General features: G+C 72.2%; 10 protein-coding genes. 6 read left to right on the top strand and 4 right to left on the bottom strand.

Annotated features, from left to right (window positions below; genetic code table 11):
• The first annotated feature begins 9 nt into the window (after nucleotides 1–9).
• Genes AB4K12_RS11305 through AB4K12_RS11290 form a run of 4 tightly spaced genes read left to right on the top strand, consistent with a single transcriptional unit; the run spans nucleotide 10 to nucleotide 3,921 of the window.
• Nucleotides 10–942, top strand: a complete 933-nt coding sequence (locus AB4K12_RS11305) for an ABC transporter permease (protein WP_368434078.1) — start codon at nucleotides 10–12, stop codon at nucleotides 940–942.
• Nucleotides 939–1,925, top strand: a complete 987-nt coding sequence (locus AB4K12_RS11300) for an ABC transporter permease (RefSeq protein ID WP_368434077.1) — start codon at nucleotides 939–941, stop codon at nucleotides 1,923–1,925. The genes AB4K12_RS11305 and AB4K12_RS11300 overlap by 4 nt, the downstream gene beginning before the upstream one ends.
• On the top strand, nucleotides 1,925–2,944 hold the full coding sequence (locus AB4K12_RS11295; RefSeq protein ID WP_368434076.1) for an ABC transporter ATP-binding protein: 1,020 nt from the start codon (nucleotides 1,925–1,927) through the stop codon (nucleotides 2,942–2,944). The genes AB4K12_RS11300 and AB4K12_RS11295 overlap by 1 nt, the downstream gene beginning before the upstream one ends.
• A complete protein-coding gene (locus AB4K12_RS11290; RefSeq protein ID WP_368434075.1) occupies nucleotides 2,941–3,921 on the top strand; it encodes an ABC transporter ATP-binding protein in 981 nt (326 codons plus the stop codon). Before AB4K12_RS11295 ends, AB4K12_RS11290 begins: the two co-directional genes overlap by 4 nt.
• A 111-nt stretch (nucleotides 3,922–4,032) precedes the next feature.
• On the opposite strand, the gene AB4K12_RS11285 is transcribed toward AB4K12_RS11290, so the two are convergent.
• A complete protein-coding gene (locus AB4K12_RS11285) occupies nucleotides 4,033–5,250 on the bottom strand; it encodes a M6 family metalloprotease domain-containing protein (RefSeq protein WP_368434074.1) in 1,218 nt (405 codons plus the stop codon).
• A gap of 248 nt (nucleotides 5,251–5,498) precedes the next feature.
• Between AB4K12_RS11285 and AB4K12_RS11280 the strand changes: the two genes are divergently transcribed.
• Entirely contained in the window at nucleotides 5,499–7,859 is a 2,361-nt protein-coding gene (locus AB4K12_RS11280; protein WP_368434073.1) for a collagenase, read from the top strand.
• 98 nt (nucleotides 7,860–7,957) lie between these two features.
• Nucleotides 7,958–9,055, top strand: coding sequence for an endonuclease/exonuclease/phosphatase family protein (locus AB4K12_RS11275; RefSeq protein ID WP_368434072.1), 1,098 nt, complete (start codon nucleotides 7,958–7,960; stop codon nucleotides 9,053–9,055).
• An 82-nt stretch (nucleotides 9,056–9,137) separates the two neighbouring features.
• On the opposite strand, the gene AB4K12_RS11270 is transcribed toward AB4K12_RS11275, so the two are convergent.
• From AB4K12_RS11270 to AB4K12_RS11260, 3 genes are all read right to left on the bottom strand, one after another.
• Complete coding sequence (locus tag AB4K12_RS11270) at nucleotides 9,138–10,928, bottom strand: FG-GAP-like repeat-containing protein (protein ID WP_368434071.1); 1,791 nt, start codon at nucleotides 10,926–10,928, stop codon at nucleotides 9,138–9,140.
• A gap of 41 nt (nucleotides 10,929–10,969) precedes the next feature.
• Nucleotides 10,970–12,088 carry an XdhC family protein gene (locus AB4K12_RS11265; RefSeq protein ID WP_368434438.1) on the bottom strand — a complete coding sequence of 373 codons (1,119 nt, stop codon included), beginning with the start codon at nucleotides 12,086–12,088 and terminating at the stop codon, nucleotides 10,970–10,972.
• Nucleotides 12,089–12,175: 87 nt separating this feature from the next.
• Nucleotides 12,176–13,621: an NCS2 family permease gene (locus tag AB4K12_RS11260; RefSeq protein ID WP_368434070.1), complete on the bottom strand. Its 1,446-nt coding sequence runs from the start codon at nucleotides 13,619–13,621 to the stop codon at nucleotides 12,176–12,178.
• Nucleotides 13,622–13,691: the final 70 nt, after the last annotated feature.

Raw genomic sequence — 13,691 nt, 5'->3', positions numbered from 1 at the left:
CCGCCCGCCATGACCACCACCGCACCCGCCCCGCAGGCGGCCCCCGCCGCCGGCCCCTGGCGCCTGGCCCGCGCGGAACTGCGCCGCCGCGCGTCCGTACGGATCTCCCTCGCCGTCGTCGCCCTCTTCCTGATCGTGGCGGCGTCCGCCCCGCTGCTGAGCGCGCTCGGCGGCTGGTCCCCCGAGGAGTTCGACAAGACCGCCGTCGACCCCTACCTCGGCGGCCGGCCCCTCGGCCCGCTCGGCGGGATCTCCGCCGACCACTGGCTCGGCGTGGAGCCCGTCACCGGCCGCGATCTCTTCGCCCGCGTCGTCCACGGCGCGCAGGTCTCGCTGTTCATCGCGCTCACCGCCACCGCGATCGTCGTCGTCGCCGGAACGGCGGCCGGCATCGCCGCCGGCTACTTCGGCGGCCGCACCGACGCCGTGCTCTCCCGCCTGATGGACCTCACCATGTCCTTCCCCTCCCTCATCTTCATGATCGCGATGATGTCGGTGGCCAAGGACGTCAACCGCGTCGCGCTGATGACCGCCGTCATCGGGCTGTTCGGCTGGCCCGGCGTCGCCCGCGTCGTCCGCGGCCAGGCGCTGTCCCTCAAGCACCGCGAGTACGTCGACGCCGCCCGCGTCGGCGGCGCCGGCCCCTGGCGCATCCTCACCCGCGACATCCTCCCGGGCGTCTCCGGCCCCGTCATCGCCTACACCACGCTGATCATCCCCGGCATGATCGCCACCGAGGCGGCCCTGAGCTACCTGGGCGTCGGCGTCCGCCCGCCCACCCCCTCCTGGGGCCAGATGATCGCCGAGAGCGTCGCCTTCTACGACACGGACCCCATGTACTTCGTCATCCCGAGCGCCTGTCTCTTCCTGACCGTGCTCGCCTTCACCCTGCTCGGCGACGCGCTGCGCGACGTCCTCGACCCGAGGAGCGGCCGCGCGTGATCCTCTACACCGCCCGCCGGCTGCTCGGCGTCGTCGGCGTCCTCCTGGCCATCGCCGCCGTCACCTTCACCGTCTTCTACGTCCTGCCCTCCGACCCGGCGGCCGCCGCGTGCGGAAAGTCCTGCAGCACCGAACGGCTGGAGGCGATCCGCGCCCACATGGGCCTGGACCAGCCGCTGTGGCGGCAGTTCGCGGACTTCGTCACCGGCGTCTTCACCGGCCGCACCATGGGCAGCGGGCAGTACGCCCTGCACTGCGACTTCCCCTGCCTCGGCTACTCGTACGAGAACTCCGAGGCCGTCTGGGACCTGCTGATGGACCGACTGCCGGTCTCGGCCTCGCTGGCCCTGGGCGCCGCCGTGCTGTGGCTGCTGCTCGGCCTGGGCGCGGGCGTCGCCGCGGCCCTGCGCAAGGACACCCTCACCGACAAGGCCCTGATGGTCGGCGCCGTCGCCGCCGCCTCCATGCCCGTCTACTTCACCTCCATGATGCTGATCTACGGCCTGATCCGGGTGGCCGGCCTGCTGCCCTACCCGCAGTACGTGCCCTTCGCCGACGACCCCGCGCACTGGGCGTCGAACCTGCTCCTGCCGTGGCTCGCCCTGGCCGTCCTGTACGCCGCCATGTACGCGCGCCAGAGCCGCGGTTCGATGATCGAGACGATGGCGGAGCCGTACATCCGCACCGCCCGCGCCAAGGGCCTGCCGCGCCGGACCGTCGTGGTCAAGCACGCCCTGCGCGCGGGCATGACGCCCATCCTGACCATCTTCGGCATGGACCTGGGCGGCCTGCTCGCGGGCGCGGTCATCACCGAGTCCATCTTCGGACTGCCGGGCATCGGGCGGCTGTTCTACGGCGCGCTGTCCACCGGCGACCAGCCGGTCATCCTCGGCGTCACCCTGCTGGCCGCCACCTTCATCGTCGTCGCCAACCTGGCCGTCGACCTGCTCTACGCCGTCGTCGACCCGAGGGTGAGGTTCTGATGGCCGACGAGGCCCCCCTGCTGTCGGTCAAGGACCTGACCGTCACCTTCCGCACCGGCCGCGGGCCGGTGCGGGCCGTGGACTCGCTCGCCTTCTCGGTGCGCCGCGGGCACACGCTCGGCATCGTCGGCGAGTCCGGTTCCGGCAAGTCCGTCACCTCCCTGGCCGTGATGGGCCTGCACACCGGCGCCGAGGTCACCGGCTCCATCGCCCTGGACGGGCGGGAGCTCGTCGGGCTGGCCGAGGGCGAGCTGAACCGGCTGCGCGGCCGCCGGATGGCGATGATCTTCCAGGACCCGCTCTCCAGCCTCCACCCCTACTACACCGTCGGCGAGCAGATCGCCGAGCACCACCGCGTCCACTTCGGCTCCCGCCGGGCCGCCGCCCGCCGACGGGCCGTCGAGACGCTCGGCGAGGTCGGCATCCCGGAGCCCGCGCGGCGGGCGGGCGAGTACCCCCACCAGTTCTCCGGCGGCATGCGCCAGCGCGCGATGATCGCCATGGCGCTCGCCTGCGAACCCGACCTGCTCATCGCCGACGAGCCGACCACCGCCCTCGACGTCACCGTCCAGGCGCAGATCCTGGATCTGATCGTCCGCCTGCAGCAGGACCGGGGACTGGCCGTCGTCATGATCACGCACGACCTCGGCGTCATCGCCCGCGTCGCCCAGGAGGTGCTGGTGATGTACGGCGGGCGGGCCGCCGAACAGGCGCCGGTGGACGCCCTGTTCACCGACCCGGCCCACCCCTACACCCGCGGCCTGCTCGACTCCCTCCCCCGCCTCGACGACGCCGACGACGCGCCCCTGCGCGCGATCCCCGGCAGCCCGCCCTCGCTGCTGGCCCCGGCCCCCGGGTGCGCCTTCGCACCCCGCTGCCCGCGCGCGGCCGCCGCGGCCCCGGCCGAACGCGAGCGCTGCGCGCGGGAGCGGCCCGGCCTCGCCACGGCCGGCGGGCGGCTGGTCGCCTGCCACCTGCCCCTGCACACCCCCGCCCCGGCCCGGAAAGGCACCCCATGACCGCGACCGCCGCTCCCCTGCTGTCCGTACGGGACGTGAGGATGACCTTCCCCGGCCGCCGCCGCTCGGCGCCCGTACGCGCCGTCGACGGCGTCAGCTTCGACATCGCCCCCGGCGAGACCCTGGGGCTGGTCGGGGAGTCCGGCTGCGGCAAGTCCACCACCGGCCGCATGATCGTGCGGCTGCTGGAGCCGACGGCCGGATCGATCACCTACGACGGCCGCGACATCAGCCGGCTGGGCCGGCGCGAGATGAAGCCGCTGCGCCGGGAGCTGCAGATGGTCTTCCAGGACCCGCACTCCTCCCTCAACCCCCGCCAGACGGTGTCCCGGATCATCGCCGACCCGCTGCTGGTGCAGGGCACGCCGCAGGCCGAGGCGCGCCGGCGGGCGGCGGAGCTGATGGAGCTGGTCGGGCTGATCCCCGAGCATCTCGACCGCTATCCGCACGAGTTCTCCGGCGGCCAGGCCCAGCGCATCGGCATCGCCCGCTCGCTCGCCACCGGCCCCCGCCTGGTCGTCGCCGACGAACCGGTCTCCGCCCTCGACGTCTCCGTCCAGGCCCAGATCGTCAACCTGATGGAACGGCTGCGGCGGGAGCTGGGCCTGGCCTACCTCTTCATCGCCCACGACCTGTCGGTGGTCAAGCGGGTGTGCGACCGGGTGGCGGTGATGTATCTGGGGCGGATCGTGGAGATCGGCGCCAAGGAGCGGGTGTACGCCGCCCCCGCCCACCCCTACACCCAGGCCCTGCTCTCGGCCGTTCCGCTGCCGGACCCGGCCGCCGAGAGGGCCCGCGAGCGGATCACGCTGGCGGGCGACCCGCCGAGCCCGGCGGCTCCCCCGCCGGGCTGCACGTTCCATCCCCGCTGCCCCAGGGCCCAGGAGATCTGCCGGACCGAGGCCCCGCTGCTGCGGGTCGCCACGCCGGGCGAGGCGCGGGAAGTGGCGTGCCACTTCCCCGGAACGGCGGTCTGAGGCCGCCGTCGCGGTGGTGCCCTGATTCCTATGGGGGGATTCAGGGCACCACCGGTCGTACCGATCGCTGATTTCCAGGGGGTGTCCGATCGGCGAACCCATCGGACACCCCTAGGACTTGGTGACGCGGACCGTGTCGCCGAGGCCGTCGGAGCTCAGCACGTCGATGCGGACGCCGGCCGCCGCGTCGGTGAAGGACTGGCCCGCCCGGTAGGGGGCGTCGTCCAGCGGGCGGCAGCCGCTCGGCGGGGTGGCGCCGGGCCTGGCGTCCATCACCCGGACCGGGCCCTTGCCGGTCGGCACGGACGAGTCGATCTTGTAGACCAGCGCGCCGGTCCCGCAGGCCCGTTCGTCCGCCCGGACCGCCCGCCGCGACTCGACGACGTAAGCGCTCGTGGGGCCGGTGCGCACCACTGCCATCGCGGTGCCGCCGCCGTACTCGACGGCGGTCAGGCGTACGGTGTCGGCGCCTGTGGAGGCCCGGCAGGCGACCTGGCCGTCGTCGGTCCAGCCGAGCTTCCACGCGTGCCACGCGAGGTACTGCGGTCCGGCACCGCTGATCAGGCCCATCACGTCCCAGCCGCCGACGAAGCGGTGGGCGTCGCTTCCCGCGTCGAAGGCGTACAGATCGGGCAGGCCGAAGGTGTGAGCGGTCTCGTGGCCCACGAGCCGCTCGTCCCAGTGCCACATGTCCTGGCCGAAGGTCACGGCCCACCTGAGGCGGTTGCCGTCGGCGACGACGCCCGGCGTGCCGGGCTCGTAGATGTAGGTGGGGGTGAAGGAGATGGCCGCGGCGTTGCGGGTGGGGACGACGTAGAGCATGTCGTAGCGCGAGAAGTCGGTGTACGGGTCGGCGGCGCGCACGGCGTCCGCGATGTACGCCTCGTGCGTCTCGTGGGTGAGGCCGCGGGCGAAGCCGTAGTCGGTGGAGCGGTGCGGCATCCGCACCCAGCTGCGGTGCTCGCTGATGGACAGCCACGCCTTGCCGTGGGAGGCGAACCACAGCCAGTCGGCGCCGGGGGTGATCCGGGCGCTGTCGGTTTCGGGCGACTCGGTGGCGGGCGCGTCGGGGAAGTCCACGAAGATCATGCCGACGTTGACGGTCCCGATCGGCCGCTGGAAGACCGAGTCGTCGGTGTCGTGTCCTTCGTCGGTCCAGCCGGTGGCGCCGGGCAGGGCGCACCGGGCGGCGTCGTCCCGCGTCGCGGCCCGGCCGGCCGCCTCGGCGGGTGGCGGGGTGCAGAGGAACAGCAGGACGGCGGCGAGCAGCGTCGCCAGCGCGGACGATATTCGCGGCCCTGAAATAACGCTTTTTTGCTCGGTGTTCATCGAACCCCCGTTGACCTGCGTCAATGGTCTCCCCTGTGCCGCCGGGCGGAATCCAGCGCATCTAAGGGGTTGTCAGTAACATTTCACATTACTACGTTACGCATCACATGGCGCCGCAGCGGCACCTTCCGCACCGCCCGCCAGGCGGCAGTCGGGGAACCTCCCGCCGCGCCGCCGTGGACCCGCACGCCCGCACCCCCCGACTTCGCGTGCGCATCACACACACCTCCCACCCACAGGAGTCATCGGTGACCCCCTCCAGAACCCTGCGCAGATCCCTGCTCGGCACCGCGATAGCGGCGACCCTCTGCGCCACCGTCGTGCAGCCCGGCTTCGCCGACTCCCCCGCCGGCGCCCCGGCCCCCGCTTCCCCGGCCCCGGCCCGTCAGGCGTCGGCGCCCGCGCCCAACCCCTTCGACGAGGTCACCCGCCTCGCCAAGGCCCCGCGGCCCGCCATCGAGAACCCCACCGCTCCCGGCGGGCTGACGGACGGACGGGTGCCGGGCGCCGGCAAGGACAAGGCGAAGGACACCTCCGGCAAGGCCAAGGCCACCACCCCCCGCGCCACGCTCCGCGGCACCACGGTCCCCTGCACCCTCGACGGCATCACCCGGCTCACCCCGGAGCAGTTCGCCGACTTCCTCGCCGACCCGGCCGTCACCGCCGACGGCTGCCTGCGCGACCTGATCTGGAAGTGGGACCAGCGGCTGGTCCCCGTCATGTCCAAGGAGCACGTCCGGGCCGTCTCCCGGCGCGCCGAACAGCTGGCCGGCGGCCACGACGGCAAGAACGGCAGCCACCTGCTGGAGATGTTCACCTACCTCCACGCCGTGGGCTATCACGACTTCTCACACGACGAGATCGACCTCGGCGACGCGCAGACCGTGGACGCCATCCGCCGTGCCGTCTCCTCCTTCGGCACGGCCGCCCGCACCTTCGACGTCACCCGCACCAACGCCGAGACCCTGCGCGAGGCCCTCTACGCCGCCAGCTCCCCCGGCCTGCGTCAGCACCAGCTCCCGCTGGTCAAGCGCGTGCTGGCCACCATGGACGCCGCGCACCCGCAGACCGCCAAGGACACCTCCTGGGCCGGCGCCGCGCTCGCCGCGCTCTCCCTGAACTACCTCGGCGTCTACTCCGGCAACCACGACACCGCCTTCCACGCCGCCGTCACCGCCGACCCCTCCTACCGCGCCGTCTTCAAGGCCTTCGCCGGCTACACCCACCTCAAGGGCACGGCCAACGCCTGGGTGGCGCGCGACGCCGTCGGCGAGTACGGCCGGATGGGCCAGATCGACGCGCTCAAGGGCGAGATCACCTCCGCGCTGGGCGGCCTGCTGTCGACCACCGCCGGCACCTTCGGCGAGGGCAGCGAGCCCTGGGCCAAGGTCGTCACCTGGCTGAACGAGTTCGGCGCCTGCAAGCAGTACGGGGTGTGCAAGACGGACATCGAGCGCCGCCTCTTCCCCAACACGTACACGTACGACAACGGCGGCATCAAGGTCCGCACCGCCCTGCCGCGTACCACCGTCGACCGCCTCTACTACGCCAGCAAGCAGGTCAAGGCGCAGTACCACCGGGTCCTGGGCACCGAGCAGCCGCTGGCCGGCGACACCAACACCTCGCTGAACATCGTGCTGTACGCCTCCCGTTCGGACTACGAGATCTACCACCCGCTGCTCACCGGCATGGGCACCAACAACGGCGGTATCTACATCGAGAACGGCGCCACCTTCTACACCTACGAGCGGCGGGTGCCCCAGGACTCCACGCTCACCCTGGAGGAGCTCTTCCGCCACGAGTACACCCACTACCTCAACGGCCGCTGGGCCGTGCCCGGCCTCTTCGGCGAGGGCCCGTGGTACCAGGGCGACCGCACCACCGCGATGGACGAGGGCACCGCCGAGTTCTTCGACGGCGCCACCCGCGACGACGGCATCAGGGTCCGCAAGTCCCTGGTGCAGAGCGTCATCAACGACACGGCGGGCAACAAGCCGCGCATGACCGTCGACCAGCTGCTGCACGCGGAGTACGACCGCGACGGCTTCCGGTTCTACTCGTACGCGGGCACCTTCTTCGAGTTCCTGTGGACCGAACGCCCCTCGGCGCTCAGGGAGATGTACGGCTACCTGCGGGCGAACGACGTGTCCGGCTTCGACGCCTGGCGCAACCGCATGGGCCGGGACTGGTACGTGCAGCGGGACTACAACGCCTTCCTCGACAAGCAGATCGCCAAGGTCAAGGACCTGTACGTGCCGGAGACCACGTACACGCCGGTCAACCGCCTGCAGCAGGCCACGGCCGACCAGGTCCGCTCGTCGTTCGCCGCCTCGACGGGCCAGAGCCCCGAGTGCGGCACCGCCCGCACCACCGACCGCCCCCGCTTCGTCTGCACGGGCCGCATCACCGCCAACCTGAGCAGCCCCGGCAACGCCGACCTGGTCTTCAAGGACATGTCCGAGACGGTCGACTACTTCATACTCGACCGCACCAAGGGCGCCTCCAACAACCTCGCCGACATGAACTGCTCCTTCGGCAAGGTCGACATCTGGTCCGACCGCCCGGCGGGGACGGCGGACTTCCGTTGCGAGGGCCCGCTGCGCGGCTGATCCCCTCCGGTTCCGGGCCGCACCCCCGCGGGGAGCGGCCCGGTCCGTTGGACAGCTCCCGGGCGCGCTCCGAGAATCGAAGGGTGAGGAGGTGCGCCATGAGCATCCGCATCGCCACATTCAACGCCGAGAACCTCTTCCGGCGGCCCGTCGTCTTCGGCATCGAGGACGATACGAAACGCGACACGGTACTCGACGCCTTCAGGAAGCTCGTGGAAATCCTCGAGAAGGACGCGTACACGGACGACGACAAGGCGAAGATCATCGAGATCCTCCTGGCGCACAGCGTCGACGTCTCCCAGGAGATCTCCACCCAGACGATCCTGGTGAACGAGCCCAAGGGCATGGCCAAGCTCCTCAAGGGTGAGGGCCGTAACATCCAGGTCAGGGCCGACGTCAACGGACGGCCGGACTGGGTCGGCTGGGCCGAGCTGGTCCGGGGAGACCTCTCCTTGGCCGCCCTCCAGAACACCGCCAAGGTGATCGCCGAGGTGAACGCCGACATACTGATCACGGTCGAGGTCGAGGACCGGCTCACCCTGCACCGCTTCAACCAGCAGGTGCTGCACGGCCAAATCGGCGCGCCGGCCTATCCGTTCAACATGCTGATCGACGGCAATGACATCCGCGGCATCGACGTGGGGATCCTCAGCCGGCACCCGATCACCTCGATACGCTCGCACATCTTCGACAAGGAGAATCCTCAGGACATCTTCGGAATCTTCAGCCGGGACTGCCCGGAATTCGAGATCGACGTCGACGGCGAGCCGCTGTGGCTGCTGGGGAATCATTTCAAGAGCAAGCGCGGCGGCGGTGGTGCGGAAAAGCGCAGGCTGCAGGGCAAGCGCGTCGCCAAGATCTACCAGGAGGCGCTCGGGCGCTCGGACCGTGTCGTGGTCGCCGGGGACCTCAACGACACCCCGGACAGCGAGGCGGTCACGTTCCTGCGCGACGCCGGTCTTCGGGACGCGATGACCCACGACAGTTACCAGGGGCCGAAAGGCACCCACGGCCCGTGCACGGCGGACGAGAAGATCGACTACGTGATGTTCTCGCCGGAGCTGTTCGGCAAGGTGACCAAGGTGCGGGTGGAGACGCGCGGGATCGCCGAGTCCGCCGTCAGGTTCGACAGCGTCCACGGACCGAAGGACCAGGCCTCCGACCACGCCGCGCTCTTCGCCGACCTGGAGCTGTGAAGGCTGCCGGTCGTGAAAGAGCCCGGGTGCCGGGCGGCCGCGCTCTGGCGGTCCGTCCGGCACCCGGGCCCGGCAGGGGACGTTACGGCTGCACCAGCGCCGTCCACGTGCCCAGGGCGTCGCTCCGCGTCCCGCCGTACAGCGAGGTCTCGCCGTTGGACCAGCGCACGACGAGGTCGTCGGGGCGGTCGCCGCCGTTGAAGTCGCCGGCGACCATGATCGTGGGCGTCCAGGAGGCGTTGGGGCCCTGCAGCCGGGTGCCGGACAGGCCGCCGCCGGAGAGGGCGAAGCTGCCCAGCGAGCCGTCGGCCCAGCGCACGACCACGTTCGAGGTGTCCTTGCCGGCCGGGCGCAGGCTGGTCAGCGATCCGGCGTTCTTCCAGAACGAGCCGGAGGCGGCCAGGCTCCGCTCGGTGCCGAGGCCGGAGGAGGTCACCGAGGAGTGCAGGGTGACCTTGCCGTCCGCCCAGCGGACGACGAGGTCGTTCGCCTTGGAGGTGGAGTTGAAGCGGCCCGCGGTGATCTGCGCGGCGTCCTTCCAGGCGGAGCCGGCGCTCGCGAGCGTGTACTCCTTGCCGAAGCCGGAGGGCTTGACGTCCTCGTAGTAGCTGAGCTTGCCGGTGTCCCAGCGGACCATGAGGTCAGGGAGCGCGGAGCCGCTGAAGTCGCCGGCGGTGACCGCCTTGGCCCGCTGCCAGTAGGCCGCCTTGGACAGCTGCTTCTCCGCGCTGAAGCCGCCCGCGCCGTCGCCCGTGTACAGGGTGACCTCGCCGTCGCTCCAGATCGTCAGCATGTCGTCGTGGCCGTCGCCGGTGAAGTCGCCGGACGCGAGGTGGTTCGCGTGCGTCCAGGTCGAGGCGGCGCCGGACAGGCGGCCCTTGTCCGAAGGCGCGGTGTAGGCGCCGGAGCGCTGCGGGGTGCGGTCGGCGACGGCGTCGTCGTACAGGGCCCGGATCTCGCGGTCGTAGACCGGGGAGTAGCTGAGCCAGTCGTCGTTGGCGGTGTCGCCGCCGCCGTTGTAGCCGCCGATGTTGCCGATGATGTCGCCGGTGCGGGTCTTGGCGTCGTAGTTGGTGATCCACGGGCTGCCGGAGACGCCGCCGTAGTAGCCGCCGCACTTCATCTGCATCTGGCGGAAGCCCGGCAGCCGCGAGGACGGCACGGTGCAGCCGATGGCCCGCTGGTCGGGGTTGTACGCGCCGGGGTAGCCGATGACGTTGACCGTGCTGGTCCAGCGGGGGGTGTCCGTCAGCCGCAGGCCGCCCGTGCGGTCCTCCACCTGGGCGCCCTGCGCGTTGGGCGACAGGCGGGCGAAGCCGAAGTCGAGGTCGGAGTCGGCGCCCTTGCTGTTGCGGGTGTAGCGCGGGTCGGTGAAGACCTTGTCGACGGGGAAGACGCCGTAGGGCTGGTGGGCCGCGTCCAGTCCCTTGCGGTACTGCGGGACGAAGATGCGCTGGCCGCCGCCGGCCAGGGACTTGGCGCAGTGCCCGGCGGTCAGCACGAGGTTGCGGCCCGCGCTCCGCACGACGCTGGCGGTGCAGTAGGTGGCGCCGGTCGGGCCGGAGCTGCTGAAGAACGTGCCGACGGCGGGTATGCCGTCACCGTAGGAGCCCTTGGGCGTTCCGGACGGGGCGGCGAGGCCCGGGGAGCCGGTGATGCCGGAGCGCGGCTTGGCCGGCTGCGTGGTGTGGCCCGCCTCGAGCGGCTTGGCCCCGGCCATGCGCTCGGCCGTCCAGTACGTCTCGGCTGCGCGGGTGTCGCCCGTCGGCTGTGGTGCTGCGACGGCCACCGTGGCGGTGGCCGTCCCGCCGCACGCGGCCATGGCCAGTGCCACGGCGAGGGTGCGGGTCCAACCGGATCTGGAAGGAGACAAGGTGACTCTCTGAACTAGGGGAACAAGAGTGCGACGCATCGTTACACAGGGCACTCCACGGCCGTTCCCCGGGCCCCGGCCGGACGCGGTTCGTGGTGGATGGGCGTCCGCCCGCCGGTGAGCGGCCCGCCCGAGCCCCCGCGCCGGACCGCGACGATCTCCGCGGCGATGGACAGGGCCGTCTCCTCGGGCGTACGGGCCCCCAGGTCGAGCCCGATCGGGGAGCGCAGCCGCGCCAGTTCCGCCTCGCCCAGGCCCGCCTCGCGCAGCCGCTCCAGGCGCCGCTCGTGGGTGCGGCGCGAGCCCATGGCGCCGACGTACGCGACCGGAAGCCGCAGCGCCCGTTCCAGCAGGGGCACGTCGAACCTGTCGTCGTGGGTGAGGACGCACACGGCCGTGCGCGCGTCGAGGTCCTGGGTGGCGAGGTAGCGGTGCGGCCAGTCCACGACGACCTCGTCGGCCTCCGGGAAGCGGGCGGGCGTCGCGAAGACCGGGCGGGCGTCGCACACGGTGACGCGGTAGCCGAGGAACGTCCCCGCCCGCACCAGCGCGGCCGCGAAGTCGATGGCGCCGAAGACGAGCATGCGCGGCGGCGGCACGCTGCACTCGACCAGCAGCCGCACCCCGTCCTCGCGGAGGTCGACCGTGCCCGTACGGCCCGCGTCCAGCAGGGCCCGGGCCTCGGCGGCCGCGGCGTGGTCCAGGGCGGGCGGGCCCAGGGTGCCGTGCGCGGTGCCGTCGGGGCGCAGGAGCAGGGCGCGCCCCAGCGTGCCGGGCGGGCCCGCCGTCACGCGGGCCAGCGCCACCCGGTCGCCGCGCGCCGCCGCGCGCAGCGCCGCGGCCGGTACGGCCTCCAGCGGCGTCACGAGGACGTCGATCTCCCCGCCGCACGTCAGGCCGACGGCGAACGCGTCCTCGGCCGAGTAGCCGAACCGTTCCAGCACCGGCCGTCGCGTGCGCAGCGCCTCGCGGCACAGCTCGTAGACCGCGCCCTCCACGCAGCCGCCGGAGACGGAGCCGATCGCCGTGCCGCCGGCGTCGACGGCGAGGGCGGCGCCGGGCTGCCGGGGGGCGCTGCCGCGTACGGCCACGACCGTGGCGACGGCGGCGTCGCGCCCCTCCTCGCACCAGCGGCTCAGTTCCTCGGCGATGTCCAGCACGGCGTCGCTCTCCTTCATGTCGCTACTTCATGTCGCTACTTCATGTCGCTACTTCATGTCGCTACTTCATGTCGCTGCGGGCTCGCGTCACTTCACGCCGAGCCAGTGCTCGATGGGGTGCAGGGCGAAGTAGCCCGCGAAGACCAGGCTCAGCGCCCACAGGAAGGCGCCGGGCTCGCGCCACCGGCCCTGGCCCGCCTTGATGGCCGTGTACGCGATGACGCCGCCGCCGACGCCGGCCGTGATGGAGTACGTGAACGGCATCAGCACCACGGTCAGGAAGACCGGGACGGACACCGCCCGGTCGGTCCAGTCGATGTGCCGGGCCTGGCCGGCCATCATGGCGCCGATGACGACCAGCGCCGCCGCCGCGATCTCGCCGGGCACGATCCGGGTGAGCGGGGTGAAGAACAGGCAGGCGGTGAAGAGCAGGCCGGTGACGACGGACGCCAGGCCGGTGCGCGCGCCCTCGCCCACCCCGGTCGCCGACTCCACGAAGACCGTCTGGCCCGAGGCGCCCGCCGCCCCGCCGATCGCGCCGCCCGCGCCGTCGACGAGCAGCGCCCTGCTCAGGCCCGGCATCCGGCCCCGCTCGTCGGCCAGGCCCGCCTCGGTGCCCACGCCGATGATCGTGGCCATGGCGTCGAAGAAGCCGGCCAGCACCAGGGTGAAGACGATCATCGCGACGGTGACCCCGCCGACCGCGCCCCAGCCGCCGAACTCCACCTGCCCGAAGAGGGAGAAGTCCGGCATGGACACCGCGCCTCCCTCGAGCGCGGGCCGGCCGTTCTGCCAGGTCTTCGGGCCGGGGTCGGCCACCGCGTCGACGACGACGGCGAGGATCGTGCCGGCCACGATGCCGATGAGGATCGCTCCGGGGACCTCCCGCGCCTGCAGCATGAAGATCAGCAGCAGGGTGACGCAGAACAGCAGCACCGGCCAGCCCGCCAGCTCGCCGGCCGGTCCCAGGGTGACCGGGCCGCCGGACGACGCGGCGTGCACGAAGCCCGCCTTGACCAGCCCGATCAGGGCGATGAACATCCCGATGCCCATGGTGATGGCGTGCTTGAGCGCCTGCGGGATGGCGTTCATGACCCGCTCGCGCAGCCCGGTGAGGACCAGCAGCATGATGATCACGCCGTACAGGACGCACATGCCCATCGCCTGCGGCCAGGTCAGGTGGGCGACGACCTGGGTGGAGAGCACCCCGGAGACCCCCAGCCCGGCGGCGAGCGCGAGCGGCACCCTGCCGATCAGGCCCATCAGGAGGGTGGAGAGCGCGGCCGCGAAGGCGGTGGCGGTGATCAGGGCGGCCCGGCCGAGGGTGCGCCCGGCGGCGTCCGGGCCGGACAGGATCAGGGGGTTGAGCAGCAGGATGTAGCTCATGGCCATGAAGGTCGTGATGCCGCCGCGCACCTCGCGGGCGACGGTCGACCCCCGGTCGGTGAGGTGGAAGTACCGGTCGAGCCGGGACCGTCCGGCGGACGGGCGCGGGCCCGCCGCCGTGGGGTGCCGGGCGGGTGCGTAGGTCATGGTGCCTGCTCCAGGGTCCGGTGGGGGCTGCACGACCCGGGGGACGGCCCGAGACGAAACGGATGACGAC

The sequence above is a fragment of the Streptomyces sp. C36 genome (assembly GCF_040932295.1).
Taxonomy (GTDB): domain Bacteria; phylum Actinomycetota; class Actinomycetes; order Streptomycetales; family Streptomycetaceae; genus Streptomyces; species Streptomyces triculaminicus.
Note: the sequence above shows the minus strand (reverse complement) of the source record. Positions and strands in the feature narration are given on the sequence as shown.

Bases quoted from the DNA above. Each gene is read 5' to 3' on its own strand.
- AB4K12_RS11290 (WP_368434075.1), top strand. From the start codon at position 2,941: ATGACCGCGACCGCCGCTCCCCTGCTGTCCGTACGGGACGTGAGGATG.
- AB4K12_RS11275 (WP_368434072.1), top strand. From the start codon at position 7,958: ATGAGCATCCGCATCGCCACATTCAACGCCGAGAACCTCTTCCGGCGG.
- AB4K12_RS11260 (WP_368434070.1), bottom strand. From the start codon at position 13,621: ATGACCTACGCACCCGCCCGGCACCCCACGGCGGCGGGCCCGCGCCCG.
- AB4K12_RS11305 (WP_368434078.1), top strand. From the start codon at position 10: ATGACCACCACCGCACCCGCCCCGCAGGCGGCCCCCGCCGCCGGCCCC.
- AB4K12_RS11285 (WP_368434074.1), bottom strand. From the start codon at position 5,250: ATGAACACCGAGCAAAAAAGCGTTATTTCAGGGCCGCGAATATCGTCC.
- AB4K12_RS11295 (WP_368434076.1), top strand. From the start codon at position 1,925: ATGGCCGACGAGGCCCCCCTGCTGTCGGTCAAGGACCTGACCGTCACC.